Consider the following 26,570-nt stretch of genomic DNA (forward strand, 5'->3'; position numbering starts at 1 on the left):
CTGCTATCTGTGCCTATTCTTTTTACCAAAGAAAACCCAAAGTTAGTATAGCACTACCATTGGTATTGAGCCAGTATTGCCCTCAAATGGTTGCTTAGATTTGAAAAGTTCACGTTATTCTTAATTACTTTTTTAATCATACAAATGAACATATTTTTTGACGATGGTTTTACCTGTACATTTTTTTCCAAAAATTACCATCAGGCAAACGTTTTAGGTTCATTAATTTGTTCTCTATTTTTGTAAGACTTAACGTTACTATGCAAGATATTATTCACCTGCTTCCCGACGCTATCGCCAACCAAATTGCCGCAGGCGAAGTGGTTCAGCGCCCGGCTTCGGTTGTGAAAGAGCTGCTGGAAAACGCCATTGATGCGCAGGCAAAAAGTATTCAAGTCATTATCCGAGATGCAGGCCGTACGTTGGTTCAAGTCATTGATGATGGAGGAGGCATGTCTGAAACCGACGCACGCATGAGTTTTGAACGCCATGCCACTTCCAAGATACGCCACGCTGACGACCTCTTCCGAATCCGCACCATGGGGTTTCGTGGGGAGGCATTGGCTTCTATAGCTGCCGTAGCTCAAGTAGAAATGCGCACGCGACGCCCCGCCGACGAAATAGGAATTTTATTGCGAATAGAAGGTTCTGAACTAAAATCACAGGAATCGGTGGCTTGCTTGCCCGGGACTAATATTTTGGTCAAAAACTTATTCTTTAACGTTCCCGCCAGGCGTAATTTCCTAAAAACTAATTCCGTTGAAATGCGTCATATTTTGGACGAATTTCAACGTGTTGCCTTGGCTCATCCAGAAACAAGTTTATCGCTTTATCACAACGATACCGAAGTGTACAATCTGTATGCAGGCAAACTGAACCGACGGATTGTGGATATGTTTGGCAAAAACTATCGAGAAAACTTAATTTCCTGTCAGGAAGAAACTCATTATATCACCGTTAAAGGCTACGTAGGAAAGCCAGATTTTGCCCGTAAAGCACGGGGAGAGCAGTTTTTCTTTGTTAATGAGCGATTCATTAAGCATAACTATTTGCATCATGCGGTATTGGCTGCGTACGAAAGCACCATCTCGGAAGGCAATCATCCTTTTTATGTGCTGAATCTGGACATTGATCCTTCCCACATTGATATCAATATTCACCCAACCAAAACAGAAATAAAGTTTGATGATGAGCGTTCGGTGTATGCACTGCTGATGGCTGCCGTTCGCAAAGCCATCAGCGTCAATCACCTTTCGCATTCGATAGATTTTGATTCCAACGTCAATTTTCTGCATTCTTCACCCAATCCCCGTACCAGTGAAGGTATAAAATCAAAGTCTTTGTCGCCTGCTTGGGAACCCTCTCCCACTCCGCCGTCCCTTCCTACGTCACGCCGGGAGGAAAATAATTTAACAAACTGGGAGAAGTTATTTGAGGGTTTTCAGAAACCTGAGCCAACCCTTACCCAAACCAAGTTAGATTTAGGAGAGACTGACGAATTGATTACCTCTTCGCCCCTGTCCCCTACGTTAGGCAGTCGGGCAAACGAGGTGAGTGCAGGTGATGAAGAAGATTTTAAAAATCGCCGCTTAGCGGTACAGATTCAAAATCGCTACGTAGTGTCGGCCGTAAAATCAGGAATGATGCTGATAGACCAACGCGCTGCTTATGAGCGTGTCCTGTACGACCGCTATTTAAAGCAATTGGAAAGTCCCAATGCCGTATCTCAGCAACTCCTGTTTCCCATCACTGTTCGCTTGCCGTTGACCGATATTCCACTGGTTCTGGAAATGCGTGATGAAATTATTGCGTTAGGCTTTGATTTCGACGCGTTAGGTCCCGACACGCTGGTGGTAAGGAGTTTACCATCCGATTTACCTGCTGAAGATGCGCAGCGAATCTTTGAAGAATTGACAGAGCAACTCCGCCAAAGCTACTCTGACCTTCAGCTCAACCGCACTGAAACTACTGCCCGCACATTGGCTCGGCGATTTGCATCCCGCTATTTAGTACGGCTCTCATCTGATGAAATGGAGCGATTGATTAACCAATTATTTGTATCTTCCAACCCAAATTATACGCCCATGGGCGAACCCATTTTTACCATTTTATCGTTAGAAAAAATAGCTACCCTATTCAAATAAGTCCATAAAGCCATGTTTAATATTACGCCTGTCGTACGGAATTTACTGATTATAAACGTTGTCGTATTCTTTTTGCAAAATCTCAATTTTGGCTTTGCTGAGTATTGGTTTGCATTGCACCCTATCTTAGGCCCCAGTTTTAAACCGCATCAGTTTGTGACTTATATGTTCCTGCACGGAGGCTTTGGGCATTTATTCAGCAACATGCTGGGTTTATTCTTTTTTGGTCCGCTGTTGGAACAACAGGTACTTGGAACCAAACGATTTGTCATCTTTTATTTCGTAACGGGGATTGGAGCTGGATTTCTTTACACTGCTATCAGTTATTTCGAAATGATTCAACTTAAAAATGCGGTTGATTTATACGCCCAATATCCATCACCCGATGCATTTTTAGATTTCGTAACCCGATTTGCACCTGAGGTAAAGCGAGCCGCTTTCGATTTCCTCAATAATTTTGAAGACCAACCGAAAAATTTAGCTTACATCAAAGAAAGTGTAGATTTTGTAAAGCAAATGTATGAACAACGCCTGGATGTACCTATGTTGGGAGCTTCTGGGGCAATTTTTGGAATCATTGCGGCATTCGGTCTTATTTTTCCCAACATGGAAATGATGATGTTGTTTTTTCCCGTCCCGATAAAAGCCAAATATTTCGTAACTTTTTACGCTTTATACGAGCTTTACGCAGGAATTAACATTAAAGATTCGGGAGTTGCCCATTTTGCGCATCTTGGAGGCATGATTTTTGCGTATATTATGTTAAAAGTATGGCGAATCAGGCGAATGTACTGATTTGCAATTATGTGTCTTTTTGTCTAAATTTCAGTCAGAAAAATAGTAATGGGACATAAAAATGAATTGGTTTAAAGAAATTACCAGAAAAGACGAGAGCGATGAGCAGCATTTTTGACGATCTTAAAGGGGAGTTTTCAAAGACCAACAACGCGGTCATTAAACTCATTTTATTGAATGTAATTGTCTTCGTGGCGGTCATTCTCCTCTATGTCATATTTACTTTTGGACAATTGCCTCACTATTACCAATGGGTGATTGAGCAACTCCGTCTTCCCGCCGATTTTAACGCCTTTGTGTATAAACCATGGACTCTTTTGACCAACTTTTTTGTGCATCAGGGGCCTTTTCATGTATTTTTTAACATGCTTTCTCTTTATTGGTTTGGGCAGGTGATTGAAGAATATCTCGGCAGTCGGCGGCTTGTCGCCCTGTTTGTTTTAGGTGGTTTGGCCGGTGGGGTTTTGTTTTTAACTATGTACAACTTGCTCCCTTACTTTCAGGGGGAGCTTGCCAATAACAGTCTGATTGGAGCATCAGGGGCTGTTTTTGCTGTTATCTTAGGAGCAGCTACTCTTCTGCCCGATCATACTTTCTTTGTATTTTTGATTGGCCCCGTTCGTCTCAAATACATTGCAGCCCTGTGCATCATTATCTCAATGGCGCAATTAGTTGGTCCTAATGCTGGCGGAAATTTAGCCCATCTGGCGGGTGCCATGGTAGGATTCGGTTTTATTAGAGCGCTTAAAAATGGTAACGATTGGGGGAAACCTATTTATGCCATAGGCAACTTTTTTCAGAATATATTTAAAAGAAAGCCTGACATTCAAGTGCCTCAACGTGCGCGTGCCACTACCGCCTCGGCCAACCGCCGTTTTACCCAAACAACTAATAATTCAGCGGTTGTTATTCCTAATCAGGACGAAATTGACGCTATTCTCGACAAAATATCCAAGTCGGGCTACGAAAGCCTAACTCGCGAAGAAAAGCAGAAACTATACAAAGCCAGTCAGCAATGATAGCTTGTTTCTGGGTCTATTTTGTATAGACCGCAGGTTTTGTACATTGATTTATAAGTATCAATTCAGCAAAATGTAGTAGCAAACTGTCATTTTTCATAACTTTGCCAAACACTTTTAACAACAAGCGAGTTATATCACTACGTTTTGTATCAAGCCGTTAAGCAATGCTCATCACTCCCGGAAAATTACTTTCGCAAATCTCTACACCTCAGGATCTGCGAAAACTGGACTCCTCATTACTTCCTCAAGTCTCCCAAGAACTTCGGCAGTATATCATTGATTTGGTATCCGTATATGGCGGGCACTTTGGTGCAGGACTGGGTGTGGTGGAATTGACGGTTGCGCTGCATTATGTTTTTAATACCCCTGACGACCAGTTAATTTGGGACGTAGGTCACCAAGCTTACGGCCATAAGATCCTAACCGGAAGACGTGACAACTTTTATACGAATCGCCTTTATGGCGGTATATCCGGATTCCCCAAACGCAAAGAAAGCGTGTACGACTCTTTTGGGGTGGGACACTCTTCCACTTCCATTTCTGCCGCTTTGGGTATGGCTGTAGGTGCGCAGTTGAAAGGAATAAAAAACCAACAGTCTATTGCAGTCATTGGCGACGGTGCCATGACAGGCGGGATGGCGTTTGAGGCAATGAACCACGCCGGCTCACTCAACAACACCAATCTGCTCATTATTCTCAATGACAATTGCATGAGTATTGACCCCAACGTAGGGGCATTGAAAGAATATTTGACCGACATCACTACTTCACACACCTACAACCGGGTAAAAGAAGAGGTATGGAATCTGTTGGGAAAAATGAGTCATTTTGGCAAAAGCGCCCGTGAGGTTGTTTCTCGGGTGGAAGACGGCCTGAAAGCTACGTTACTTCGCCAAAGCAATTTATTTGAATCGCTTAATTTACGTTATTTCGGCCCCATTGATGGTCACGATGTGGATCATCTGGTGCACGTACTCAATGATTTAAAAAATATACCGGGGCCTAAATTACTGCACTGTGTCACGGTCAAAGGCAAAGGATTTGCTCCTGCCGAAAAAGACCAAACTAAGTGGCACGCGCCTGGCAAATTTGATAAAATAACGGGTGAAATCTTTAAAAAGGTACCCGACAAGCCTCAACCGCCCAAATACCAGGACGTATTTGGAAATACGTTGGTTGAACTGGCCGAACAGAATCCAAAAATTGTGGGCGTAACGCCTGCGATGCCGTCGGGGTCTTCCATGAATCTGATGATGAAGGCAATGCCAAGCCGCGCTTTTGACGTGGGCATTGCGGAACAACACGCCGTGACTTTCTCCGCGGGAATGGCTACGCAGGGTTCAGTCGTGTTTTGTAATATTTACAGCACGTTTATGCAGCGGGCCTACGACCAAGTTATTCACGATGTTTGTATTCAGGAAGTGCCGGTTATCTTTTGTTTAGACCGTGCCGGTTTTGCCGGTGCCGATGGGCCGACCCACCACGGTGCTTACGACATTGCCTACATGCGTTGTATTCCCAGCATGATTGTCAGTGCTCCTATGAACGAGCAGGAACTGCGCAATTTGATGTATACGGCGCAATTGGACGAAACCCAAAGTCAAAAACATGCCTTTACCATACGTTACCCACGGGGCGAAGGAATGATGCCACAGTGGAGAACTCCACTCGAAAAAATTGAAATTGGAAAAGGCCGTAAAATACGCAACGGCGCAGATGTGGCTATTTTGACCATTGGTCACATTGGCAACTACGCCGTTCAATCGTGTGAAATTCTTGAAAAAGAAGGCATAAGTGCTGCCCATTACGATTTACGTTTTGTTAAGCCGTTGGATGAAACGCTTTTGCACGAAGTTTTTCAAAAATTTGACAAAATTATTACCGTGGAAGACGGCTGCATCCAAGGTGGAATGGGAAGCGCTGTCCTCGAATTTATGGCTGACCACGGCTACAGCGCCAAACTCAAACGCCTCGGTATCCCTGACAGAGTCGTAGAACACGGTGAACAAATCGAGCTTCACCGCGAGTGCGGTTTTGATCCCGAAGGGATTGCCAAAACGGCCCGGGAGATGATTAATACTTCTGTGTTATTGCAAAAAACCTTATAGGTTTCTGATAATTCACTTATTAGAAACCTATAAGGTTTGGGCTTATTTTAGCCACTTATCAAACCAATCAAAAGCTTCGGTTTGCATCTTTTTATCAAACTTGTGAAGCCCGGGATAATAAGAGCATTTGTAGTGATTGGAAGCATTTGCTTTTTTATACACCTCTGCTAAGATTTTATCGGCTTGTTTCATTTCAGGAAGCGTATAAAGCTGATCGTCTTCATCATTGAGCACTAACGCCGGCAATGATGCTCGTAATCCGAAAATTTCTGGGAAGTCCAACTCATTGGGCAATATCGGAACGTAGGTCATCCACGTATGCGTATACGATTTGTTCAGGACAAAGTCCTTCCAAGTTGTCATAAATCCTACACAAACGGCACATTTAATACGCTCGTCAAGTCCACCCATAAACACAGTGCGCATTCCACCACCCGAGAGTCCACCACACCCAATTCGGTTGGCATCCACGTCTTTTCTGGCGCACAGGATATCCAAGGCTTTTCGGTCTTCGGCAAAAAACACAGCAGGCCAGGTAGTTCCGGCACTGAATAACGATTTCGCCATGATGTGCTCATGTTCTCCCGCCCATTCGTTATACGCCTTAATGTTAGCAGGTTCTTCGGGGTTTTCATCGTTTAATTTTCCCCGCAAATGCTGCGGCACATCCTGCATCCAAACCCTGCGGCTTGCAAAAGGAAACGCATCCGAGACCAAAACTACGTACCCTCGTTTGGCGATTTCATTGGCCCAAGCCAACCCTTCATAGTACTCTTCCTGGTGTTCCTTCATCAAGGGATATTGTGCCTCTGAAGTGCGCGTTATTTTTCGCGTTCCAAAGTATTTATTTCCTCCGTGGTCGTGAAAAGCAAGGATTCCAGGCAAAGGCTCTTTGGCATTTACAGGCTTCAATAAAATACCTTCCGTAGGACGTCCGTAAGGCAATTGCCAGCTCAATTCTTCGATGTGCAAGCCATCGTATTCATATTGTTTTTTGACAGTTACCTCGGGCAAACCGCCAATGTCAGGAATACCTAATCGCTCAACAAGTCGTGTTTTGGCCGTTTTTCGCCATTTTTCAAGGTCATCCCATTCTTTTCTTCTAAAAGAGAGAGAAGGTAATTTATTCTCTATGAGCGAATTAGCCCACGGGCCGTATTGACCAATCAGGCTCACGCTTCCTTCGTTGAGGTTGGATTCAGGAGTCATTTTCAAATTAGTTTTTGATGCTAAAGGAAAGTTTTTCAAGACGCCGTTGCCGGCCACACTGAGCCCTGCCAAACTGCTCATTTTCAGGAACGTTCTACGGTTTTTCATGCTTTTAGAATTTCTCCTTGCGTCCCTTGCGAAACCTATTGCGTCCATTGCGGTTAAAAACGACGTTTACATTTAACCGCAACGGCCGCAAGGGTTTTTCGCAAGGGTCGCAAAGAGTTATTACAACTTATTTTTTTCTAAATATTTGCTCGAAAACACATCCAAAAACACGCTGCAATGAGGATGTTGTTGTAGAATACTTGCAGGAAACAGATTACTAACTTTCTGTTCAAGACAGTTTTTGACTGCCTGTGCTTTTCGTTCGTCGGGGACAGAACAAATGATATTCGCCGATTTCATAATCTGACGAATAGACATGCTGATGGCCTGAGTAGGTACGGCTTCCAACGATGGAAACCAGCCTTCGCCCAACTGCTGCCGACGGCAAGGTTCATCCAAATTCACAATGATATAAGGTTGCTCAGTGTCGAAGTCAGCTGGAGGGTCATTGAATGCCAAGTGTCCATTTTCACCAATTCCAACCAATGCGACGTCAATCGGGTGTGATGAGATGAGTTTGCCCAAACGTTCACATTCTGCTTCGGGGTCAATCTCTGCGTTGATTAAATGATAAGCCTTAAAAGTCACTTTTTCAATGAATCGTTCTTTCAAATACTTACGAAAACTGGCAGGATGAGAATCCGGAAGTCCAATGTATTCATCCAAATGAAACATGGTTACTTTGGTCCAATCAATGTCGGTTTCGGCTAATAATTGGTTAAGTACCTCAAATTGACTCGTTCCCGTGGCCAAAATAATATTGGCTGTTCCTTTGATGCGGATGGCAGTACGAAGCAAATCAGCAGTGGCTTTACCAGCTGCCATTCCCATGGCTTCGCTGTTTTCAAAAATGTCTATCTTCATTATTTTTTTGCAGTTACTTTAGTATTTCCGCCCGTTTTCATAGAAATATCAACGGGCGTATTGGTTTTCCAGGCACCTGACGTAAAGTCGGGGATATCAATTGAATTGGAACGATTGGCCACTGATTTTTCACTCAATGGCCCAATCACACTCCACGAAGCAGCATCGTATACATCTTGGTCTAAGGGAAGTCCATTTCGTAAACAATCAATCAAACGCCAATCCATCAGAAAATCCATTCCACCGTGACCTCCTACCTGTTTGGCCAACTCTCCGATTCTTTTCACAATTTCGGGTTGGTATTTTTCTTCCAACGCTTTCATTTCCGTTTCCGAAATCCAGTCGTGCCCCGTTGAAATTCGTCCCGGCAGCGGATATTTCAGAGCCGTGGCTTTTGTACCACTTACCAAATGAATCCGCGAGTAAGGACGCGGTGAAGTCACATCGTGTTGAAGCATGATGGTTTTTCCTTTCTGCGTACGAATGGTCGTCGTATTCATATTTCCCCGAAAGGTCTTATTCGCAAATTCCTGAAACGTAGGATCCGTTTTAGCTACCTGTTTTGCCCTTGCCTCCAACATAAAATCGTTACTTGACATCGACACCAAGTAATCCATTCTGTCTCCCCGATTAATGTCCAGGACTTGACAAATCGGCCCCAATCCATGGGTTGGATAAAGATTTCCTTTGCGCACATTTTCTCTCAAGCGCCACAAATCGTACCGCTTGGTTTTATCAAAAAAAGACTCGTAAATATCGTGAATATAGGCTCCCTCTATGTGGACAACTTCCCCGAAAAAACCCTGACGGGCCATATTAAGGGTAAGTAATTCAAAAAAGTCGTAGCAGCAGTTTTCGAGCATCATGCAATGCTTGCGCGTGCGTTCGGAGGTTTCCACCAGTTTCCAACAATCTTCGACCGTCGTAGCGGCAGGGATTTCCATGGCAACGTGTTTGCCATGCTCCATGGCGTATAGGGCCATGGGAGCGTGCAAATTCCAAGGGGTACAGATGTATACCAAATCAATATCGTCGCGCTCACAGAGTTTCTTCCACTCATCTGCTTTGCCTGCATATACGACGGGCGAATGCGAAGTGCCTTCAAATTTCTTTTTTGCCGCTTCCGCTTTTTCGGGACGGATGTCGCACAGGGCTTTTACCTGTACATTTTCCAGAAAAACAATTCGTTCCAATGCCCCTGCCCCTCGGTTACCCAATCCGATGTAACCTATTCGAACAGTATCTATTTTGGGGGCAGCGTACCCGCACATATTAAATTGCTGGCGGTAAGGTCTTTGCGGAGTCTCCTTAGCCATTGCATTGGTGGACAAACCACTGCCTGCTACTCCTACGCTACTCATTCCAACAAGTTTGATGAAGTCTCTTTTTTTCATTGAAGGTATCGGTTGAAAGTCGTCATACAATCAAGCCAGTAAGGCTACTTTTTTACTTTATACCGCTTTGGTTATATTACTTAGAATTAAGAAAAAAGACTATTTTATTAAAACCTTTAATGGTTCGTCTCTTATCTTTTGTTTTTTTCCTAATTTGTGGCAGAATCAAGCTGAATCTTTCATAAACCCCAAATTTTTATGAATATTCCGTTTAAAATACCATCCATCCTAAACCGCAATTTTTAACCTAACTGATACATCACAAACCAACACTTCATGAAACTAAACATTACTACCAAAATTGTTATCGGCTTTGTACTAGGGGTCATTATCGGGCAAATTCTGCACAGTAATATGGATGCCGAACAGGCCGCCGCAATTGCCAATAAATTTCAAATCCTGAGTAAAGTCTTCCTCAAACTCATTAAAATGATTGTCGGCCCGCTGGTGTTTTGTACATTGGCCGTGGGAGTAGCTAAATTAGGCGACTTCGCAGTAGTAGGTCGAATTGGTATCAAAACCCTGCTTTATTTTTATTTTGCCACGATTTTATCACTCATTGTAGGTTTAGTGGTCGTCAACGTGACTCGCCCCGGCGAAGTGCAACAATGGCCGCGCCCTGCCGCAGGCACCGACACGGGAGTAACGGGCAAGTCCATGAAAACTCTCGAAGATTTTATTTTACACATTTTCCCAGATAGTTTTTTCAAAGCCCTTTCCGAAAACGAAATCCTTCAAATTGTGGTGTTTTCGCTGTTTTTCGGTATTGCCTTAGGGGCTGTAGGGGAACATGGCAAAAAACTCATTAAAGCCCTCGAAAGCCTTTCCGAAGTTGTTTTTAAAATTGTAGGTTACGTCATGCAATTGGCCCCTTTTGCGGTTTTAGGCGCTATGACGGGCGTAGTAGCTATGAAAGGACTCGAAATTCTGATTTCGTATGCGTACCTGATGGTGTGTTTCTTCGGAGGTTTGCTCTTCTTTATTTTTGGAGTGTTATGGGCCATTTGCCTCGTCATGAAAATCCCATACCTCAAACTGTTGGCACACGTCAAAGATTCTATGATTTTGACGTTCAGTACGGCAAGTTCAGAGGCTTCTTTACCGCAGCAAATCACCGCTTTGGAAAAATTTGGTTGCAGTCAGCGCATCATCGGATTTGTATTGCCTTTGGGTTATTCTTTCAACCTCGATGGCTCCATGATGTACATGACCTTTGCCACCGGTTTTATTGCCCAAGCCTACGGTATTCCCCTCACGATTCAGCAGCAAATAGCCATGCTTTTGACCCTGATGATTACCTCCAAAGGAATAGCAGGTGTACCGCGTGCTTCGTTGGTTGTGATTGCCGGGACGTTGGCGCAATTTAATCTGCCCGTCGAAGGTTTGGCTCTTTTGTTAGGTATTGATCCCTTCCTCGACATGGGCCGTTCGGCTACTTCGGTAGCGGGAAATGCCGTGGCAACAGCGGTAATTTCAAAGTTGGAAGGTGAATATACAGAAAGCTAAGAAAAATATACCTAACCCCTTGACTCTTTGAATGAAAAGGGCTACGTTCGGTAAATTTTTCCCAAACCTCTTTTTTCACTAAACCCTTTTCAAACAAATGGAACAAAACCTCCCCCTCGAAAAAGAAATTGCGGATTTTTTTGCCAAATTCCCTCCTTTTCCTGATAATGTAAAGGAAATTCTTGTTAAAATCGCTCCCTACCTTTGTATGTTGGGAGTATTGTTTGGCGGCATCGCTTTACTGGCTGTTGTAGGTATTGGTGTTGGCGCTTCCGCCCTTGGAGTCACTGCTTATGGAAGTATGGGAGTTTACTGGATTTCTATGGGTATTCTGGCAGTTATGGTTCTTTTGGAAGGATTAGCGATTTCGCCTTTGATGAAACGTCAGAAAAAAGGATGGAATAATCTTTACTACGTTTTTTTACTTAGTTTGGTCAATGGAGTTGTTGGCTTTTTAGGAGTGGGGGGTATGGTAAGCAACATCATTAGCCTTGCCTTATCGTTTGTTATCGGAGGTTGGATTTTGTTCCAAACTCGTGACAAATACGTTTAATAAGAATTTACAATAACAAAAGAGAGGCCGCGAATCGTCGTGGCCTCTCTTTTGTTATCGGCTTTTCATTTTTCGATTCAAATGCTCCGGTCCTAAGGTTTCGATTGTAAACTCGTGTTTGGGATAGGTTATCCAATGCGTATTGCCAATCAGTGTGGGATAGGGTTTAAAGGTAATAAGCTTCAGAGGCCATTTTCGAAGTTGCAAACTTGCTTCAACCAGTACGCAAAATGCAGCAGGCGGTTTCCGATATCCAAACGCATTCCGCAATTTTTCACTGATGAGCGCTGCAAAAACGGGCTTTACTATGGGCCGTAAAGGTTTTGGAAACCAATTTTCCACAATGCGAACTGTGGCATCGGCAATGGTACGATTGCTGTCTGTATAGCAGAACCAGCGTTTTTCATAGTTTTCGGCAAACGCCTTCATTTCTTCCAACGTTTCCGGTACATCCGTCAAATTCATTCGTTTACCCACTTCCCGAAAAAACAGAAACAACGCCTGTTTTTCAGGCGATGTAAAGGCACGCCAGCCGTATTTTTCCATCCAATCAATGGGATAGAACACAAAGGTGGACAGTACCAACAGATAATCATCGTTAGGAATGGGATAATGACCGTGAATCTTATTCATTTGCGAAATCGATCTTTGTCCCAATTCGCTGTCGTAGCCTGCCTGCATAAACTGCGCAATCAGAATACCCGTGTCATCGTACCGCTTTTGTCCTCGTTTTACAAACTCGCCCGTTTTTTGCAACAATGACGAAATACTCGGGCTAGCATAGGTATGAAAAAGTGCCAATTCCAACGAGCGCACCATGTCAAACGGAAACTCGTAGGAAGTCATTAAATGAACCATCCGTTGATGATCTTTCACGGGGTCGAGCCGTGCCAATTCTTCTCTAACGGAAGGATTGCGAAACAAAAAACCAATTTTTCGGTATGACATCATTGAGTTAAGGCTTGAGAGAGTGTGAAAGTTAAAAAGAAGCGAAAACTAATCTTTTTCTGCAATTTTATCTATAGAACTCCGCATTTGGATTTGTGTGGTCTGTAAAATCCAGTAATTCATCTAAACTCTTTTCTCGCTCGTTCAAAAACAAGGGTTTATGGAAAAAATGTAATTTTTGGAGTAAATACAGCAACTGCATTTTTTCGATTTCGGACAACGTACCCGCAATAATTAAACTTGCTTTCCGCATCTCCTCAAACGTTCCAAACAGAACTCCTTTTCCTTTTTCAGTAATTAATAAACGTTTACTTCTGCGGTCGATAAGGTCATCGGTCTGTTCAATGAGTTGGTTGTTCAGCAATCGTTTGATGACTTCCATGCCCGTTGTTTTTTCGTGAATGTTCATGTCGATAATCTCGCTCTTTGAACAGCCTCCGGTTTGCCAAATACCTGCCAAATAAGAAAAGTCGTCGATGGTAATCAGGTTGGAATGATTCAAGGCTTTTTTGATATATCCTTTGGCATAACGGTACAAAAAAGCAATCAATTGCGACAATAACGCCTCCACAGTCTCGCCATTTTCAAAACCAACGGTTGGGTCGACTGATTTCTCAAAAACCTGCTGATTCAGGTACGCTACAAAGCCCTCCATATCTTTCCGTTGCGACGGCGAACGTTGGGATTCGTACGCGGCCAAGTAGCCTATCAATTGTTGCAAAAGTTCGTAGTTCATGATTTTTATAGAGAAACATTCTAAAATGACACAATTATTTTGTTTTCGTACAAACAATTCAAAATTTAGAATGTTATCGTAATAAATAACCAAAAATCTATCTGTAATGTTTTTTATATCTATTGCAATGAGTCGTATGAAAGCCACAGGCATTATCAGTTTTTTACTTTTTACCACCATCAGCGTATTTGCTCAAAATACTGGTACTATTCTCGGAATCGTAAAAGACAAGCGTACCCAAGAGACGCTAATTGGAGTGACGGTTCAGGTAGAAGGAACTAACCAAGGAACCACTACCGACGTAGATGGCAAATTCAAACTCAGTTTACCGGTAGGCAGTTACAATCTCAAGGCAACCTTTGTGGGCTACAAAGCTGTCAGTAAATTTAACGTAGTACTTACCTCCGGTAATGCCCAACAAATCAATTTTGAATTGGAGGAAGAGGCGGTAGAATTGGCCGAAACAAAAGTAGTTTTCAACCGTTCGATTTCGGTCGCTTCTACTGAAACGCCCAATTCCATTCAAAAACTCACTACCGAAGAGATTAAAAATAACCCCGGAGGCAACTTCGACATTTCGCGCGTGATTCAGGTACTACCGGGGGTAGGCGGCACCGCAGGCTCCGTAGGTGGATTTCGTAACGATTTGATTATCAGAGGAGGAGGACCCAACGAAAATGTATTTTACTTAGACGGCATAGAGATTCCCGTCATCAATCACTTTGCCACACAGGGAAGTTCTGGCGGCCCGACGGGCATTCTGAACGTATCGTTTATTGAAGACGCGACCTTGAGTTCAAGCAGTTTTAATGCCCGCTACGACAATGCACTTTCGTCGGTACTCCAGTTTCGCCAACGCGAAGGAAACCCTGAGCGAGTTCAAGGAAACATTCGGGTAAGTTCTACCGAAATAGCAGGCACCTTGGAAGGACCCATTTCTTCTAAAACAACCTTTTTAGCTTCGGTACGACGTTCGTATCTGCAATTTTTATTCAAGGCCATTGACTTGCCCATTCGTCCTAATTATTGGGATTTTCAGTACAAAGTCACGCATAAAATCAACAAAAAAACAACCTTTACCGCGATTGGTGTGGGGGCGATTGATGAGTTTTCGTTTGCCGTTCCCAAAGAAAGCAGTCCCGAAAAAGAATATATTCTGCGTTCCAATCCCAATATTAATCAGTGGAATTATACGACGGGGTTTTCCCTGAAACGACTGCTCGAAAACGGCTTTCTGAATATTTCTTTAAGCCGTAATATGTTCAACAATCGCTTGGATCGATTTGAAGACAATCGCCAAGATAATGAGCAATACCGCGCGTTGAAAAGTGTTTCACAGGAAATTGAAAACAAACTGCGGATGGATGTCAATAAATTTATCGGCAAATGGGAATACAGCTACGGGGCTGTGCTGCAATATGTGAAATACAACAACAACTATTTCAACGTTTTACGCCGCGAAATCAAAAACGCACAGGGCCAAATTGTACAGCCCGGAATAACGGTAGCGTTCAATACTGCCGTTGACTTCTTCAAATACGGTGCTTTTGCGCAGGTGAATCGGAAATTACTCGACGACCGCCTCAACCTCTCAGCAGGGCTTCGTACGGACATGAATTCGTTTACCACTGACGGCAATAATCCATTCCAAACCCTGAGCCCGCGCCTATCGGCAAGCTATCAATTGAGCGATAAATGGCGTTTGAACGCTTCCGTAGGTCGTTACTTCAAAACTCCGATTTACACCGTTTTAGGGTACCGTCAAGATGGCAATTTTGTCAACAAATCCAATAAATACATTCGCTCTGACCACTTGGTAGCAGGACTTGAATTTATCCCAACGCCCACCACCCGCATTACGCTGGAAGGTTTCTCAAAAATGTATGACAATTACCCCGTTTCGGTACGTGACGGTATTTCATTGGCCAATCAGGGAGGAAACTTTGGAGCGATTGGCAACGAAACCGTTACGAGTATCGGCAAGGGCAGAAGTCGAGGAATTGAGTTTTTTATCCAACAAAAACTCACCAAAAATTTCTTTGGAGTGTTGAGTTACACCCATTTCAAATCCGAATTTACGGGCAAAGACGGCAAATACGTTGCCTCAGCCTGGAACACGCGCAATCTGGTTTCAACGCAATTAGGCTATAAATTCAAACGAGGCTGGGAGTTGGGCTTGAAATGGCTTTATCAAGGCGGCGCTCCTTATACACCGTTTGATTTGGTAACTTCCCAAAAAACCTACCTAACTACGGGAGTAGGTACCGAAGATTATGCTCGTCTGAATAGCCAACGTCTCAAAGCATTCAGTCGGGTAGATTTCAGAGTAGATAAAAAATGGAATTATAAGAAAGCATCAATTGACCTGTTCTTTGATTTCCAAAATGCGCTGTTAACTTCCAACGCCGCCATTCCCCAATACACTTTTGAGCGTTTGAGTGATAATTCAGGCTTTAAAACCAGCAACGGTCAAGCCCTTAAACTCGACGGCAGCAACGCCATCCCGCTCATTCTCGCCAACGAAGATGCCAATTTTACGCCTGCGTTGGGATTAGTTATTGAATTTTAACCTTCCTTTCAAAACGCGATAAATTTCACTCTGCGAAAGTTGACAAATTGCCAACTTTTGCAGAGTTTTGTATGATATGCGAATTATTGCTAAACGAGCGCTCAAAGAATTTTGGGATACTAATCCCGACTCCGAAAATTCATTATTAGAATGGCATGATACAGTAGTGAGCCTTAGTTGGAATACCCCAAATGCTGTAAAGGCCGCATTTAGCAATGCAAGTATTATTGATAATAATCGGGTGGTTTTCAATATAAAAGGCAATGGTTACCGGCTTATAACACACATTGATTACACTTTTGGAATTGTGTTTGTGCTATGGATTGGCAGCCATGCTGACTATGATAAGATTGATTCGAAAAAAGTAGAATTTAAACGGCGGAAACAATGACAATTAAACCAATAAAAACCGAAGAACAGTACGAAGAGGCCCTCCAACAAATTTATAATTTGTTACGAACTCACCCTCAACCAAACAGTGAAGCAGGAGATGAGTTGGAATTGATAGTAACGCTTGTGGAAGCGTATGAAGATATTCATTACCCAATGAGTGCTTCTGATCCCGTCGCTTATTTGCAAAACAAAATGCTTCAAAATGGCCTTTAACAAGTAGATCTAATTCCTTTTATTGGTGATAAAACAATGGTATCCAAGGTATTAAATCGTAAACGAGAATTAACTTTATCAATGATTAAACGCCTAAGTAAAGGACTTAATATTCCTATTTCACGTTTAGCAGGCGTATAAAAAATAAAAATGTCGAATTCATAATGCAGAGTGTCGAGTTATTTCATTTGACATTCTGCACTCTAAACTCGACACTTAAAAATTTACACCATCGCTCCCACTCGCTCCAGCAGTTTCTTGGTAGCTTTTATACCGTCGTATTCCGACATCGTTGGTCCTTCGTATTCAATGCCAATGATACCTTTAAACCCGCTGTCTTTCACGATTTTAAGAAGTTTGACATAATCTATTTTGACTTCATTTCCTTTATCGTCAAAGTCGTTGGTTTTAGCACTTACTCCTTTGGCATACGGCATTAATTCTTTGGTACCTACATAGCGGTCGTATTCGTTTTTGCAAGTACGTTCGCCTGCACCATACGACGATTCAATACAGAAATTACCAAAATCAGGTAAGGTTCCGCAGTTTTTCATGCCCACTTCTTTCATGACACCGGCCAACCATTTTCCATCCGACGAGTTTCCACCGTGGTTTTCTACAATCACATTGATTTTTTGCTTAGCTGCATACTCACTCAATTTTGCTAATCCGTCAGCAGCCTGCTTCGCTTGCTCCTCTTTCGTTCCCTGGCCGCGAGCATTCACCCGAATAGTTGCACACCCCAAGTATTTGGCACAATCCACCCATTGATAATGCTTCTCGACGGCCTCCATGCGTTTTTTAGCATCTGCTTCGCCAAGATTCCCCGCTGTGTCCACCATGATGAGGTGGTTTTTAATATCGTTGTCTTTGCAGCGTTGCAGCAGGTCATTCAGGTAAGCGGTATCTTTGGCTTTGTCCTTAAACATTTGGTCTACATATTCCACAATACCCACTCCAAACTCTTTCCGAGCTACCGCGGGAAAGTCTAAATTGGTCAGTTTCTTTTCGTTGAAGATCGTTTTGTGCAACGACCACTCGGCCAGAGAAATTTGGAACCACAATTTTTGGGGTTCCGCAGCAAAAACTTCCGGAGCCAAAGCAGCCATTCCTGCGGCAGCCCCTAATTGTTTGATAAAATCGCGACGATTGTTCATGATTGATTAAGAAATTAAGAAATCTGTTATGTTATTTCTGACCACAAATAGCTTGTAAAAGTAATGCCATATTACTCTTCAATTCGGCCTGGCCTGCTTTAACGTCTTGCTGAAGCTCTACAATCCTGTCAGTATGGTTGTCTATTTTCATTTCCATTCTGTCTACTTTTATTTCCAATCTATCAACTTTCGTTTCTACAGAAGAGACAGTTACTTTTAAGCCTGCAATATCAATAGAGTTTGAAGCTACTTTAAGGCTCAAATGTGCCAATTCTTCTGCAATTCTATCCTGCTTTAAAAGTATTTCAGATACAACTTCTTCAAGCTGAGATAAGCGTTCTTTTTCAGTCATCGGTATTTTTTATTTATGATGCAAATAACAAAAGAAAACCATTAAAGCCCAAATCTACTTTTTCCCTACATACCGCTCAAAAAACTCATAAATCCGCAACATACGATCAATACGCTGACGGGGATTTCCAGTACGGCTCAACTCGTGCGTTGCTCCTGGCATACGTACATATTCTACCTCACGCCCCAGCACTTTCAGCGATTTATAAAGCATTTCGCTCTGAATAATTCCCGTACGAAGATCATTTTCACCGTGTTTAATGAGAAAAGGTGTGTGAATTTTTTCTACGAAGGTATAAGGCGAATTGGCATCCATTGAAGCTTTAGTTTCAGCTTCCCACGGATAACCGCCAAAATACCCCGGCACCAAACGCCAGGCATTGCCTTCGCCCATAAACGTTGTGAGATCATACACTCCGCGTTGGGCAAAAGCCGCTTTGAAACGATAATCGTGGGCAATAATCCAAGCCGTCAGATAACCCGCGTACGAACCGCCCGTAATTACTTGCTTTGTCGTATCGGCCCAAGATTCCTTCGCAGCTTCCGAACAAGCCCGCAATACATCATCGGCCGGGCCGGTACCCCAATCGCGGTAATTGGCTTTCATAAATTCTACACCATAACCTCCAGAACCGCGTGGATTAGCATAAACAACCCCATATCCCTGTGCGCAGAAAAACTGATGTTCATGCCACATGGAAGGTTCTCCCGGCCCCCACATCGCCGTTGGACCTCCGTGCATATTGAGCAAAAGCGGATATTTTTTACCCGCTTCTGCAAACGTTGGTTTCATAATCCAATACTCAACCGTTTGACCTTTTGAATTTTTAAAGGTGTGCTTTTCGGGCATACTCAGGGCTTTTTTGCTTACCCAATCATTGTGGGTCGAGAGTTTTGCCGCATTTTTCATCAACACATCAGCCTGATACAATTCCGACGGATTGAGAACTTCTGTTTTAGAATAGACCACCTTATTGGCAATCACATCAAAATCGGTAACGCCGGTGTCATAATCAGACAATTGTTCCACTTTATCTATGGTTGGAACCGCTCTGAAAAGCGGCGTACCACCGTTGGAAGAAGCCGTAAAATAGACGTAATCTACCTTCCCAACTTCTTTCTTACTCTTAGGAAAAGTCAGCGTTACCCATTTCAAATTGCCGGGGGAGCGGTCAAATGGATTGATGGTGTATTTTGCATTTGGAGTTTTTAGATTCAAAAATCCTAAGTGACCTTGGTCGAGCGTTGCGGGTTTAACAGCAGCTTGGGAAGAAATGAACGTTAGCCATTGTCCATCGGGCGACGGAGTCGGTTGACCAAAAGTACGGCCTTTTTCAACCAATACAGTCCGCATTCCAGTGCCATCAGCATTCATGACGCAGATACGGCTTTCCGAGTCACGGTCTGGGTGAATAAGGCTGTCGGCCCGAGTTGAAAACCAAATTTGTTTGCCATCGCCCGACCAAGCCGCACCCGCATAGGAATAAAAGCCTTTGGTAAGCGAAACAGGTTTGGCCCCTTCTTTCACTTCAATGACCAGTAAATGGGAAAAATTTAATTCTTGTCCAGCAGAAGCTTCTCCCTGAAAATTGAGGCGATTGATCACTTTCACTTTTTTATCTTCCACATCTTTATCCAAATACGCCCTAATTTCTTCAATCGTCCCGTCAGGGTTAGGCTTGGCTGTATTCTTCTTCAAAAACTCATTTCTGGCAAAACCTGCTTTTTCCAAACTCCAGGCAGGTCCAATTTTAGTAGGATTTAACGTAGAATCAGTCATCAGTACTGAAAAAGCAGGGGCGGTAGAAAACAAAATTTGGCGACCATCGGGAGAAAACTGAGGGGCCGAAGCACCGTGTTTATAATCTGTCAATTGCCAAGCTTCACCACCGTCAAGCGGCATAATAAAAATTTGAGACTTGCCTTTCACCGCTCTCACAAATGTCACGCTTTTACCATCAGGACTCCATGATGCCTGGCTTGCGCTCTCGTTGCCGCGTGTAATGGCTCGCGGTGGTGTTTTAGCTTCCAAATCCATCAACCATAAATGAGTACGATATTCATAATCAAGGGCTTCTGAAGCAGGCTCAAGCGCTGTAACCGTGTAAATCGCCCGTTTCCCATCGGGAGAAATGGCAATGCCGCCTACCTGCTTAATACGTGTCAGATCAGAGGCTACGATTTTTTCTTTGGTTTGGGAAAAACTGCTGATTGCATGATAAAAGAGAACAGTAGTCAGAAAAACACTTCTCGTTAGGTTAGTAAAAAATTGCATAATTAAAGGTTTGTTGATTTCACCTCTAAAGTAAGCACTTTCCCGGATTTGTCAATTAAGTAAGAGGTTTTAGCGTTACCTTTGCACTACATAAGTATAATTAAGTATTGAATTTAAGAGAGATTCTATGCGAAATGTAAAAGTGGGGCTGGTGCAAATGAGTTGCATCGCTGATGTTGAAGCTAATGTAGAAAAAGCCATTGCCAAAACCCGCGAAGCAGCGGCTTTGGGTGCACAGATAGTTTGTTTGCAGGAGTTGTTTAAATCGCTTTATTTCTGTGATGTAGAAGACCACGCCAATTTTAATTTAGGAGAGGCTATTCCCGGTCCAACCACCGAACGGTTTGGCGAATTGGCCAAAGAACTGGGGATTGTTATTATTACGTCTTTGTTTGAAAAACGCGCCCCTGGGCTTTATCACAACACCACTGCTGTCTTAGACGCTGATGGCAGTTACCTGGGAAAATACCGTAAAATGCACATTCCCGATGACCCAGGCTATTACGAAAAGTTTTATTTTACTCCCGGAGATTTAGGGTATAAAGTATTTAATACTCGTTTTGGAAAACTCGGCATCCTGATTTGCTGGGATCAATGGTACCCCGAAGCAGCACGAATTACCAGCCTGATGGGCGCCGAAATCCTGTTTTATCCTACAGCTATCGGTTGGGATACCAATGAACAAGACCCGGCTATGAATGAAGAACAATACAATGCCTGGCAAACCATTCAGCGCAGTCATTCGGTAGCGAATGGCGTGTATGTTGTATCTGTTAATCGTGTGGGTCGCGAAGCTGACCAGCAATTCTGGGGAGGTTCATTTGTGTCAAACCCTTTCGGGAGCCTGATGCATTTGGCCTCTCACGACCAAGAAGAAGTAAAAGTGGTTGAGTTGGATTTGGACAAAACGGAGTACTACCGCACTACATGGCCTTATCTCCGCGACCGCCGTATTGATAGCTATCAACCAATTACTAAGCGCTTAATTGATGAATGATTTAGTTTACAGTCCATAGTTGATAGCCCATAGATTACCATATCCATATTTTTCAACGACAATCCGTGGGCTATTGACCGTGGACTATAAACTATTTATGTCTTTCTTTCAACACCTCCACAATATCGTCCAAATCCATTCCACGTTGTTCGAGAAGAATGAGATAATGGAAAAGTAAGTCGGCCGCTTCGCCTTTAAAAAGGTCGTCATTGGTGTCTTTAGCTTCAATCACTAATTCAACCGCCTCTTCACCCACTTTTTGCGCGATTTTATTTACTCCTTTTTTAAAGAGTTTGCTGGTATAAGATGATTCTGACGGATTGTTTTTTCGATCACGAATGATTTGTTTTTGCAAATAATTCAGAAAAGAAGCTTTTCCTTCATTTTTTTCAAAAAAACAGGTATCAGCCCCTGTATGGCAGGTTGAACCAACGGGTTGGGCCTTGATAAGAATCGTGTCTTGGTCGCAGTCGGCTAAAATAGCTTTGACGTGTAGAAAATTTCCTGATGTTTCGCCTTTGGTCCAAAGACGCTGTTTACTACGGCTGAAGAAAGTAACCACCTTTTCGGCTTCCGTCTTAGCCAAAGATTCTTCATTCATGTATCCCAACATCAACACTTTACCTGTTTCGTGGTCTTGCACTACGGCAGGTATCAATCCATCGGGGGATTTTTCAAAATTGATTTCCAAACTTTATTCAGAGTTAAAAAATTGAAAATTTAAAAATGAGCTAACTGAATTTTTACAGTATTGTCTTTTCAAATTTTCAAGTCAGTGTTCATTAATTTCCAAAACTTGCGTAAAGGCGAACGTCATCCAACATTATTTCATCGCCGCACATAATCACCAAACGCTCAATCACGTTTCTCAACTCACGAACGTTTCCCGTCCATGGCAACGATTTGAGGTGTTGAATGGCATCGGGTAAAATTACTTTGGGAATACCGCCGTATTCCTGTGCAACATCGTACAGGAATTTCTCGGTCAAAAGTCCAATGTCTTCACGCCGTTCTGAAAGAGGCGGTACGTGAATCGGAATTACATTAAGACGGTGGTATAAATCTTCGCGAAATCCACCTTCTGAAATTTCACGTTTCAAATCTTTATTGGTTGCCGCAATCACCCGCACGTTGATTTTGATTTCTTTGTCGCCACCTACGCGGGTAATTTTGCTTTCCTGTAAAGCTCTCAACACCTTGGCTTGAGCCGATAGACTCATGTCGCCAATCTCGTCCAGAAAAAGCGTGCCGCCATCAGCTTGTTCAAACTTCCCGATACGTTGCTTAATAGCGCCCGTAAATGCCCCTTTTTCATAACCAAACAACTCACTTTCAATCAATTCCCCCGGAATAGCGGCACAGTTTACCTCAATCAATGGCTTGTTGGCACGATTACTTCGTTCGTGAATTTGTTTTGCCACCATTTCCTTGCCCGAACCGTTGGCACCGGTAATAAGTACCCGAGCTTCGGTAGGAGCTACACGACTGATGGTTTCTTTAACTTTACGTATGGGAGCGGATTCACCTACAATCTCATTGATTTTGAAAATGCGCTTTTTCAAGTTAGCAGTTTCTGCCACCAATTTCGACTTTTCAATGGCGTTTCGTACCGAAACCAACAAACGATTCAAATCCGGTGGTTTGGTGATGAAATCAAATGCACCGCGCTTGGTAGCTTCTACAGCATTTTCGACACTCCCAAAAGCAGAAATCATGATAAATTGCGTCGAACGCCCAGCTTCGCCTGCTTTCAACAACACTTCGAGACCTTCCAATTTAGGCATCTTAATGTCGCACAGAGCCACATCGTAAAAATTATTCAGAATCATGTTGAGGCCTTCTTCGCCATCTTTAGCTTCTTCGACCTCGTAATCTTCGTATTCTAAAATATCCCGCAAAGCAGCGCGGATACTTTTTTCATCATCCACAATTAGGATTTTTGCCATCTATTTTTTTGATGAATTAATCGTTAAAATGTTAATTGCTTACGTGTTAATCGTTCATTAGAAACAGTTAAGCCTTTAACTTTTTCGATTGAAAACATTAACTTTTAACTGAGATAAGCACTAAGTTGGGCAAATTTAACAAACCAACCGCGAAAATTACACGAAAGAATCTCGCTTTTGCAAATATTTTGAAAAGTAGTTGCCTGAATAACTGCATTTTTGCTTTATTCAAACCGATACCCGTACTGTTTGGTGATTTTTTTCTTTTTCATCTTCTCTACGGTCATGCTCATTCTAATGTCTTTGAGAGGTCGGTCAAAACCATCTTTACGCTGACGGGCAATGCTGTCTAGGACAGCCAATCCACTGATAACTTGCCCAAATACTGTGTAGTTTCCATCTAAATGAGGTGTTCCTCCGAGGGTTTTATAGGTTTCTCGCTGAACATCTGTAGGCATTCGCGTTCCCGCCATTCGTTTTAATTGAACTTCCAGCTCTGAGTCGTTATACACTTTTCCCTGAACAATATAAAATTGGCACGCCGACGATTTTTTTTCGGGATTGCCGTCTCGAGCAGCGGCCAATGCCCCTTTTTTGTGAAACAGTTCGGGACGAAACTCCGCCGGTATACGTTCCATATTTCCTCCGCCACCGCCAAGACGCTCATCAGGTTTTGCCTTTTTAGAGTTGGGATCACCTCCCTGAATCATAAAACCCTGAATAATGCGATGAAACAATAAACTGTCGTAAAAATGTTCATCGACCAGTTTTAAAAAGTTTTGTTTGTGGAGAGGCGTTTGGGCATACAATATGGCCTTCATGTCTCCGTACGATGTGTGAATGGTAATGAGTTTATCTTTTTTAGACTTCTTTTGAGCAAAAGCCGGATAAAAAGTCAGCAACAGAAAGAGTAAGCAAAGGTGTTTCATTAGGTATTGGCTCTTTTTTTTCACGAAATTGCATTCAAAAAAAACGTTTCCCAAATTCTTTATGCCTGTTAACAAGCGTAAAATTTTCAATGACCCCGTTTACGGTTTCATCAATATCCCCTCTGATTTGGTTTTTGACTTAATCGAACACCCTTACTTTCAACGGCTTCGACGAATTCGGCAATTGGGATTGGCGGAATTGGTATATCCCGGAGCGCTGCATACCCGATTTCATCATGCTTTGGGAGCGATGCATTTGATGGGTCAGGCTTTAAATACGCTTCGTTCCAAAGGGCATTTGATTTGGGAAGCAGAATCAGAAGCTGCACAAGTCGCCATTCTGCTGCACGATATTGGGCATGGGCCTTTTTCACACGTACTGGAAAAAACCATTTTAGCGGGTGTACCCCACGAATATCTTTCATTGGAGCTTATGAAAGACCTGAGCCGTCAGATGGACGGAAGGCTCGATATGGCGGTTCAGATGTTTGAAGGGAGTTATCCTCGTCAGTTTTTTCACCAGTTGATTTCCAGTCAATTGGACATGGACCGGATGGACTATCTCAATCGTGATTGCTTTTTTACGGGCGTTGCCGAAGGCGCTATCGGTACCGACCGCATCATTAAGATGCTTGATGTCGTCAATGACCAATTGGTAATAGAATCCAAGGGTATTTTGAGTATAGAGAACTTTCTTAACGCTCGACGCCTCATGTATTGGCAGGTGTATCTGCACAAAACATCTATTTGTGCAGAAGTCATGCTCGTTCAGGCCATCAGGCGTGCTCGGGAACTCGCAATGAGTGGAGATTCCGTTTTTGCCTCGCCCGATTTCTCATTATTTTTGAACAATACGGTGACGATGCTACAATTCAAGGAGAATCCCGTATACCTTCAATCTTTTACGCAAATTGATGACTATGATATATGGGCCTGTCTTAAAGCCTGGACCAAACATCCCGATTTTGTTCTTTCCACTATTTGCCAACGGATACTGAACCGAAAATTGTACAAAATCAGGTTTTCAGATCAACCTTTCGACCAAAATCAATTTCAGGAAATTCATCAGCAACTGCGAGATCAGGGCATTTCTGACGGGTGGCACGACTATTTTATGGTATTGGGCCAATCCAGCAACGCGGCTTATGTATCCAGCAAAGAACACATACTCATTAAAATGAAAGACGGGAGCGTATGCGACATTGCCAATGCCTCTGATTTACCGACAATTAAGGCCTTGAGTAATATTGTCCGAAAGTATTATGTTTGTTGGATGAAACCTCTAACTTTGCAGTCTTAAATGAGACCGTATGGAATTTACCGTCAAGCAGATTGCCGGGCTGCTAGGAGGAGAAATAGAAGGAAATGACAATCTGAAAATCAGCCAGTTATCTAAGATAGAAGAGGGCAAATCTGGCACTATTTCTTTCTTATCGAATCTAAAATATGAGCCTTATTTATACACTACTGAAGCTTCGGCGGTTATTGTAGATAAGCGTTTTGAACCCAAAAAAGCGTTTAAAACTACCCTTATTCGGGTCGAAAACTCATATACTGCATTCACTCAGCTTCTTCAGCAATATGAACAAATCATCAAAGGCGAAAAGCGAGGAATAGAGCAACCCTCCTACATCGGAGAGGGTTCTACCTTAGGTGAAAACCTGTATTTAGGTGCTTTCGCCTACATCGGTCTTAATTGTCGAATTGGCAAAAATGTTAAGATTTATCCGCAAGCTTACATTGGTGATAACGTCAAAATTGGTGATGGGACGGTTGTTCATCCGGGTGTACGAATTTATAACAATACCGTCATTGGAGAAAATTGTACTTTTTTTGCGAATGCGGTCATTGGCAGCGATGGATTTGGATTTGCGCCTCAAGCTGACGGAACTTACAAAACAATTCCACAATTGGGCAACGTAGTCATCGAAGACAATGTAAGTGTAGGAGCATGTTCATCTATAGACTGCGCTACTATAGGTTCCACAATTATCCGACAAGGTGTAAAACTGGATAATTTAGTACAGGTTGGACATAACGTTGAAATCGGTAAAAATACCGTAATTGCTGCTCAGGCAGGCATAGCGGGTTCGACTAAAATCGGAGAGAATTGCGTCATAGGAGGACAAGCCGGTTTTAATGGACACATTACTGTTCCGAATGGCACCAAGGTAGGCGGGCAAGCTGGCATTACGCGTACTTGGACCGAAGAGGGGCTATCGCTTAACGGAACTCCCGCTCTTGAAATTAAGGACAGTTTACGGGCGGCAGCAATTTTTCGAAAATTACCTCTTTTAGAAAAAAGAGTTCAGGCGTTAGAGAAACATAACAAAGAAGATAAACAATAGGAATG

Annotated in this window: 23 protein-coding genes; 12 read left to right on the top strand and 11 right to left on the bottom strand. The window is 43.0% G+C overall.

Annotated features, from left to right (window positions below):
* Window positions 1-260: 260 nt before the first annotated feature.
* From mutL to dxs, 4 genes are all read left to right on the top strand, one after another.
* Window positions 261-2,144 carry a DNA mismatch repair endonuclease MutL gene (mutL, locus tag Q0081_RS20705; RefSeq protein ID WP_298357931.1) on the top strand — a complete coding sequence of 628 codons (1,884 nt, stop codon included), beginning with the start codon at window positions 261-263 and terminating at the stop codon, window positions 2,142-2,144.
* A gap of 12 nt (window positions 2,145-2,156) precedes the next feature.
* Window positions 2,157-2,939, top strand: coding sequence for a rhomboid family intramembrane serine protease (locus Q0081_RS20710; protein WP_298357934.1), 783 nt, complete (start codon window positions 2,157-2,159; stop codon window positions 2,937-2,939).
* A gap of 101 nt (window positions 2,940-3,040) precedes the next feature.
* Window positions 3,041-3,958 carry a rhomboid family intramembrane serine protease gene (locus tag Q0081_RS20715; protein WP_298357937.1) on the top strand — a complete coding sequence of 306 codons (918 nt, stop codon included), beginning with the start codon at window positions 3,041-3,043 and terminating at the stop codon, window positions 3,956-3,958.
* 167 nt (window positions 3,959-4,125) lie between these two features.
* A complete protein-coding gene (gene dxs, locus Q0081_RS20720; RefSeq protein WP_298357940.1) occupies window positions 4,126-6,069 on the top strand; it encodes a 1-deoxy-D-xylulose-5-phosphate synthase in 1,944 nt (647 codons plus the stop codon).
* 42 nt (window positions 6,070-6,111) lie between these two features.
* Here the strand turns inward: dxs and Q0081_RS20725 are convergent, their stop codons facing one another.
* The 3 genes from Q0081_RS20725 to Q0081_RS20735 form a co-directional block, all read right to left on the bottom strand.
* Window positions 6,112-7,386, bottom strand: a complete 1,275-nt coding sequence (locus Q0081_RS20725) for a S9 family peptidase (RefSeq protein WP_298357943.1) — start codon at window positions 7,384-7,386, stop codon at window positions 6,112-6,114.
* 120 nt (window positions 7,387-7,506) lie between these two features.
* On the bottom strand, window positions 7,507-8,250 hold the full coding sequence (locus tag Q0081_RS20730; protein ID WP_298357948.1) for a glucosamine-6-phosphate deaminase: 744 nt from the start codon (window positions 8,248-8,250) through the stop codon (window positions 7,507-7,509).
* The gene (locus tag Q0081_RS20735) at window positions 8,250-9,644 is read right to left on the bottom strand and encodes a Gfo/Idh/MocA family protein (protein ID WP_298357953.1); all 1,395 of its coding nucleotides are present in this window, start codon (window positions 9,642-9,644) and stop codon (window positions 8,250-8,252) included. The genes Q0081_RS20730 and Q0081_RS20735 overlap by 1 nt, the downstream gene beginning before the upstream one ends.
* Before the next feature lie 276 nt (window positions 9,645-9,920).
* On the opposite strand from Q0081_RS20735, the gene Q0081_RS20740 reads away from it, so the two are divergent.
* Window positions 9,921-11,150 carry a dicarboxylate/amino acid:cation symporter gene (locus Q0081_RS20740; protein WP_298357956.1) on the top strand — a complete coding sequence of 410 codons (1,230 nt, stop codon included), beginning with the start codon at window positions 9,921-9,923 and terminating at the stop codon, window positions 11,148-11,150.
* Window positions 11,151-11,247: 97 nt separating this feature from the next.
* Window positions 11,248-11,703 (top strand): hypothetical protein, encoded by a 456-nt coding sequence (locus tag Q0081_RS20745; RefSeq protein ID WP_298357958.1) that lies wholly within the window; start codon window positions 11,248-11,250, stop codon window positions 11,701-11,703.
* A 54-nt stretch (window positions 11,704-11,757) separates the two neighbouring features.
* Here the strand turns inward: Q0081_RS20745 and Q0081_RS20750 are convergent, their stop codons facing one another.
* Together Q0081_RS20750 and Q0081_RS20755 are read right to left on the bottom strand one after the other, a co-directional pair.
* Window positions 11,758-12,654 (bottom strand): oxygenase MpaB family protein, encoded by an 897-nt coding sequence (locus Q0081_RS20750; RefSeq protein ID WP_298357961.1) that lies wholly within the window; start codon window positions 12,652-12,654, stop codon window positions 11,758-11,760.
* Window positions 12,655-12,718: 64 nt separating this feature from the next.
* Window positions 12,719-13,387, bottom strand: a complete 669-nt coding sequence (locus Q0081_RS20755; RefSeq protein WP_298357963.1) for a MarR family winged helix-turn-helix transcriptional regulator — start codon at window positions 13,385-13,387, stop codon at window positions 12,719-12,721.
* Between the two features lie 106 nt (window positions 13,388-13,493).
* Here Q0081_RS20755 and Q0081_RS20760 point away from each other — a divergent pair, with 106 nt between their 5' ends.
* The 3 genes from Q0081_RS20760 (at window position 13,494) to Q0081_RS20770 (ending at window position 16,562) form a co-directional block, all read left to right on the top strand.
* Window positions 13,494-15,956, top strand: coding sequence for a TonB-dependent receptor (locus tag Q0081_RS20760; protein ID WP_298357966.1), 2,463 nt, complete (start codon window positions 13,494-13,496; stop codon window positions 15,954-15,956).
* A 76-nt stretch (window positions 15,957-16,032) separates the two neighbouring features.
* Window positions 16,033-16,347 (top strand): type II toxin-antitoxin system HigB family toxin, encoded by a 315-nt coding sequence (locus Q0081_RS20765; RefSeq protein ID WP_298357968.1) that lies wholly within the window; start codon window positions 16,033-16,035, stop codon window positions 16,345-16,347.
* Window positions 16,344-16,562 carry a type II toxin-antitoxin system HigA family antitoxin gene (locus Q0081_RS20770; RefSeq protein ID WP_298357971.1) on the top strand — a complete coding sequence of 73 codons (219 nt, stop codon included), beginning with the start codon at window positions 16,344-16,346 and terminating at the stop codon, window positions 16,560-16,562. Before Q0081_RS20765 ends, Q0081_RS20770 begins: the two co-directional genes overlap by 4 nt.
* 224 nt (window positions 16,563-16,786) lie before the next feature.
* Here the strand turns inward: Q0081_RS20770 and Q0081_RS20775 are convergent, their stop codons facing one another.
* From Q0081_RS20775 to Q0081_RS20785, 3 genes are read right to left on the bottom strand one after another with little or no spacing between them, the layout of a single operon-like run.
* Window positions 16,787-17,719, bottom strand: a complete 933-nt coding sequence (locus Q0081_RS20775) for a sugar phosphate isomerase/epimerase (RefSeq protein ID WP_298357974.1) — start codon at window positions 17,717-17,719, stop codon at window positions 16,787-16,789.
* A gap of 31 nt (window positions 17,720-17,750) precedes the next feature.
* Window positions 17,751-18,071 (bottom strand): hypothetical protein, encoded by a 321-nt coding sequence (locus Q0081_RS20780; RefSeq protein ID WP_298357976.1) that lies wholly within the window; start codon window positions 18,069-18,071, stop codon window positions 17,751-17,753.
* A 54-nt stretch (window positions 18,072-18,125) separates the two neighbouring features.
* Window positions 18,126-20,345 (bottom strand): S9 family peptidase, encoded by a 2,220-nt coding sequence (locus Q0081_RS20785; protein WP_298357979.1) that lies wholly within the window; start codon window positions 20,343-20,345, stop codon window positions 18,126-18,128.
* A gap of 127 nt (window positions 20,346-20,472) precedes the next feature.
* Here Q0081_RS20785 and Q0081_RS20790 point away from each other — a divergent pair, with 127 nt between their 5' ends.
* On the top strand, window positions 20,473-21,342 hold the full coding sequence (locus tag Q0081_RS20790) for a carbon-nitrogen hydrolase (protein WP_298357982.1): 870 nt from the start codon (window positions 20,473-20,475) through the stop codon (window positions 21,340-21,342).
* A 91-nt stretch (window positions 21,343-21,433) separates the two neighbouring features.
* Here the strand turns inward: Q0081_RS20790 and hisIE are convergent, their stop codons facing one another.
* From hisIE to Q0081_RS20805, 3 genes are all read right to left on the bottom strand, one after another.
* Entirely contained in the window at window positions 21,434-22,033 is a 600-nt protein-coding gene (gene hisIE, locus Q0081_RS20795; protein ID WP_298357984.1) for a bifunctional phosphoribosyl-AMP cyclohydrolase/phosphoribosyl-ATP diphosphatase HisIE, read from the bottom strand.
* A 91-nt stretch (window positions 22,034-22,124) separates the two neighbouring features.
* A complete protein-coding gene (locus tag Q0081_RS20800) occupies window positions 22,125-23,288 on the bottom strand; it encodes a sigma-54 dependent transcriptional regulator (protein ID WP_298357986.1) in 1,164 nt (387 codons plus the stop codon).
* A gap of 224 nt (window positions 23,289-23,512) precedes the next feature.
* Window positions 23,513-24,217 (bottom strand): peptidylprolyl isomerase, encoded by a 705-nt coding sequence (locus tag Q0081_RS20805; RefSeq protein ID WP_298357989.1) that lies wholly within the window; start codon window positions 24,215-24,217, stop codon window positions 23,513-23,515.
* A gap of 61 nt (window positions 24,218-24,278) precedes the next feature.
* Here Q0081_RS20805 and Q0081_RS20810 point away from each other — a divergent pair, with 61 nt between their 5' ends.
* Entirely contained in the window at window positions 24,279-25,517 is a 1,239-nt protein-coding gene (locus Q0081_RS20810) for an HD domain-containing protein (protein WP_298357992.1), read from the top strand.
* 10 nt (window positions 25,518-25,527) lie between these two features.
* Window positions 25,528-26,565 (top strand): UDP-3-O-(3-hydroxymyristoyl)glucosamine N-acyltransferase, encoded by a 1,038-nt coding sequence (gene lpxD / locus Q0081_RS20815; RefSeq protein WP_298357995.1) that lies wholly within the window; start codon window positions 25,528-25,530, stop codon window positions 26,563-26,565.
* Window positions 26,566-26,570: the final 5 nt, after the last annotated feature.

It is taken from the genome of Runella sp., from assembly GCF_027484545.1.
Taxonomy (GTDB): Bacteria; Bacteroidota; Bacteroidia; order Cytophagales; family Spirosomataceae; genus Runella.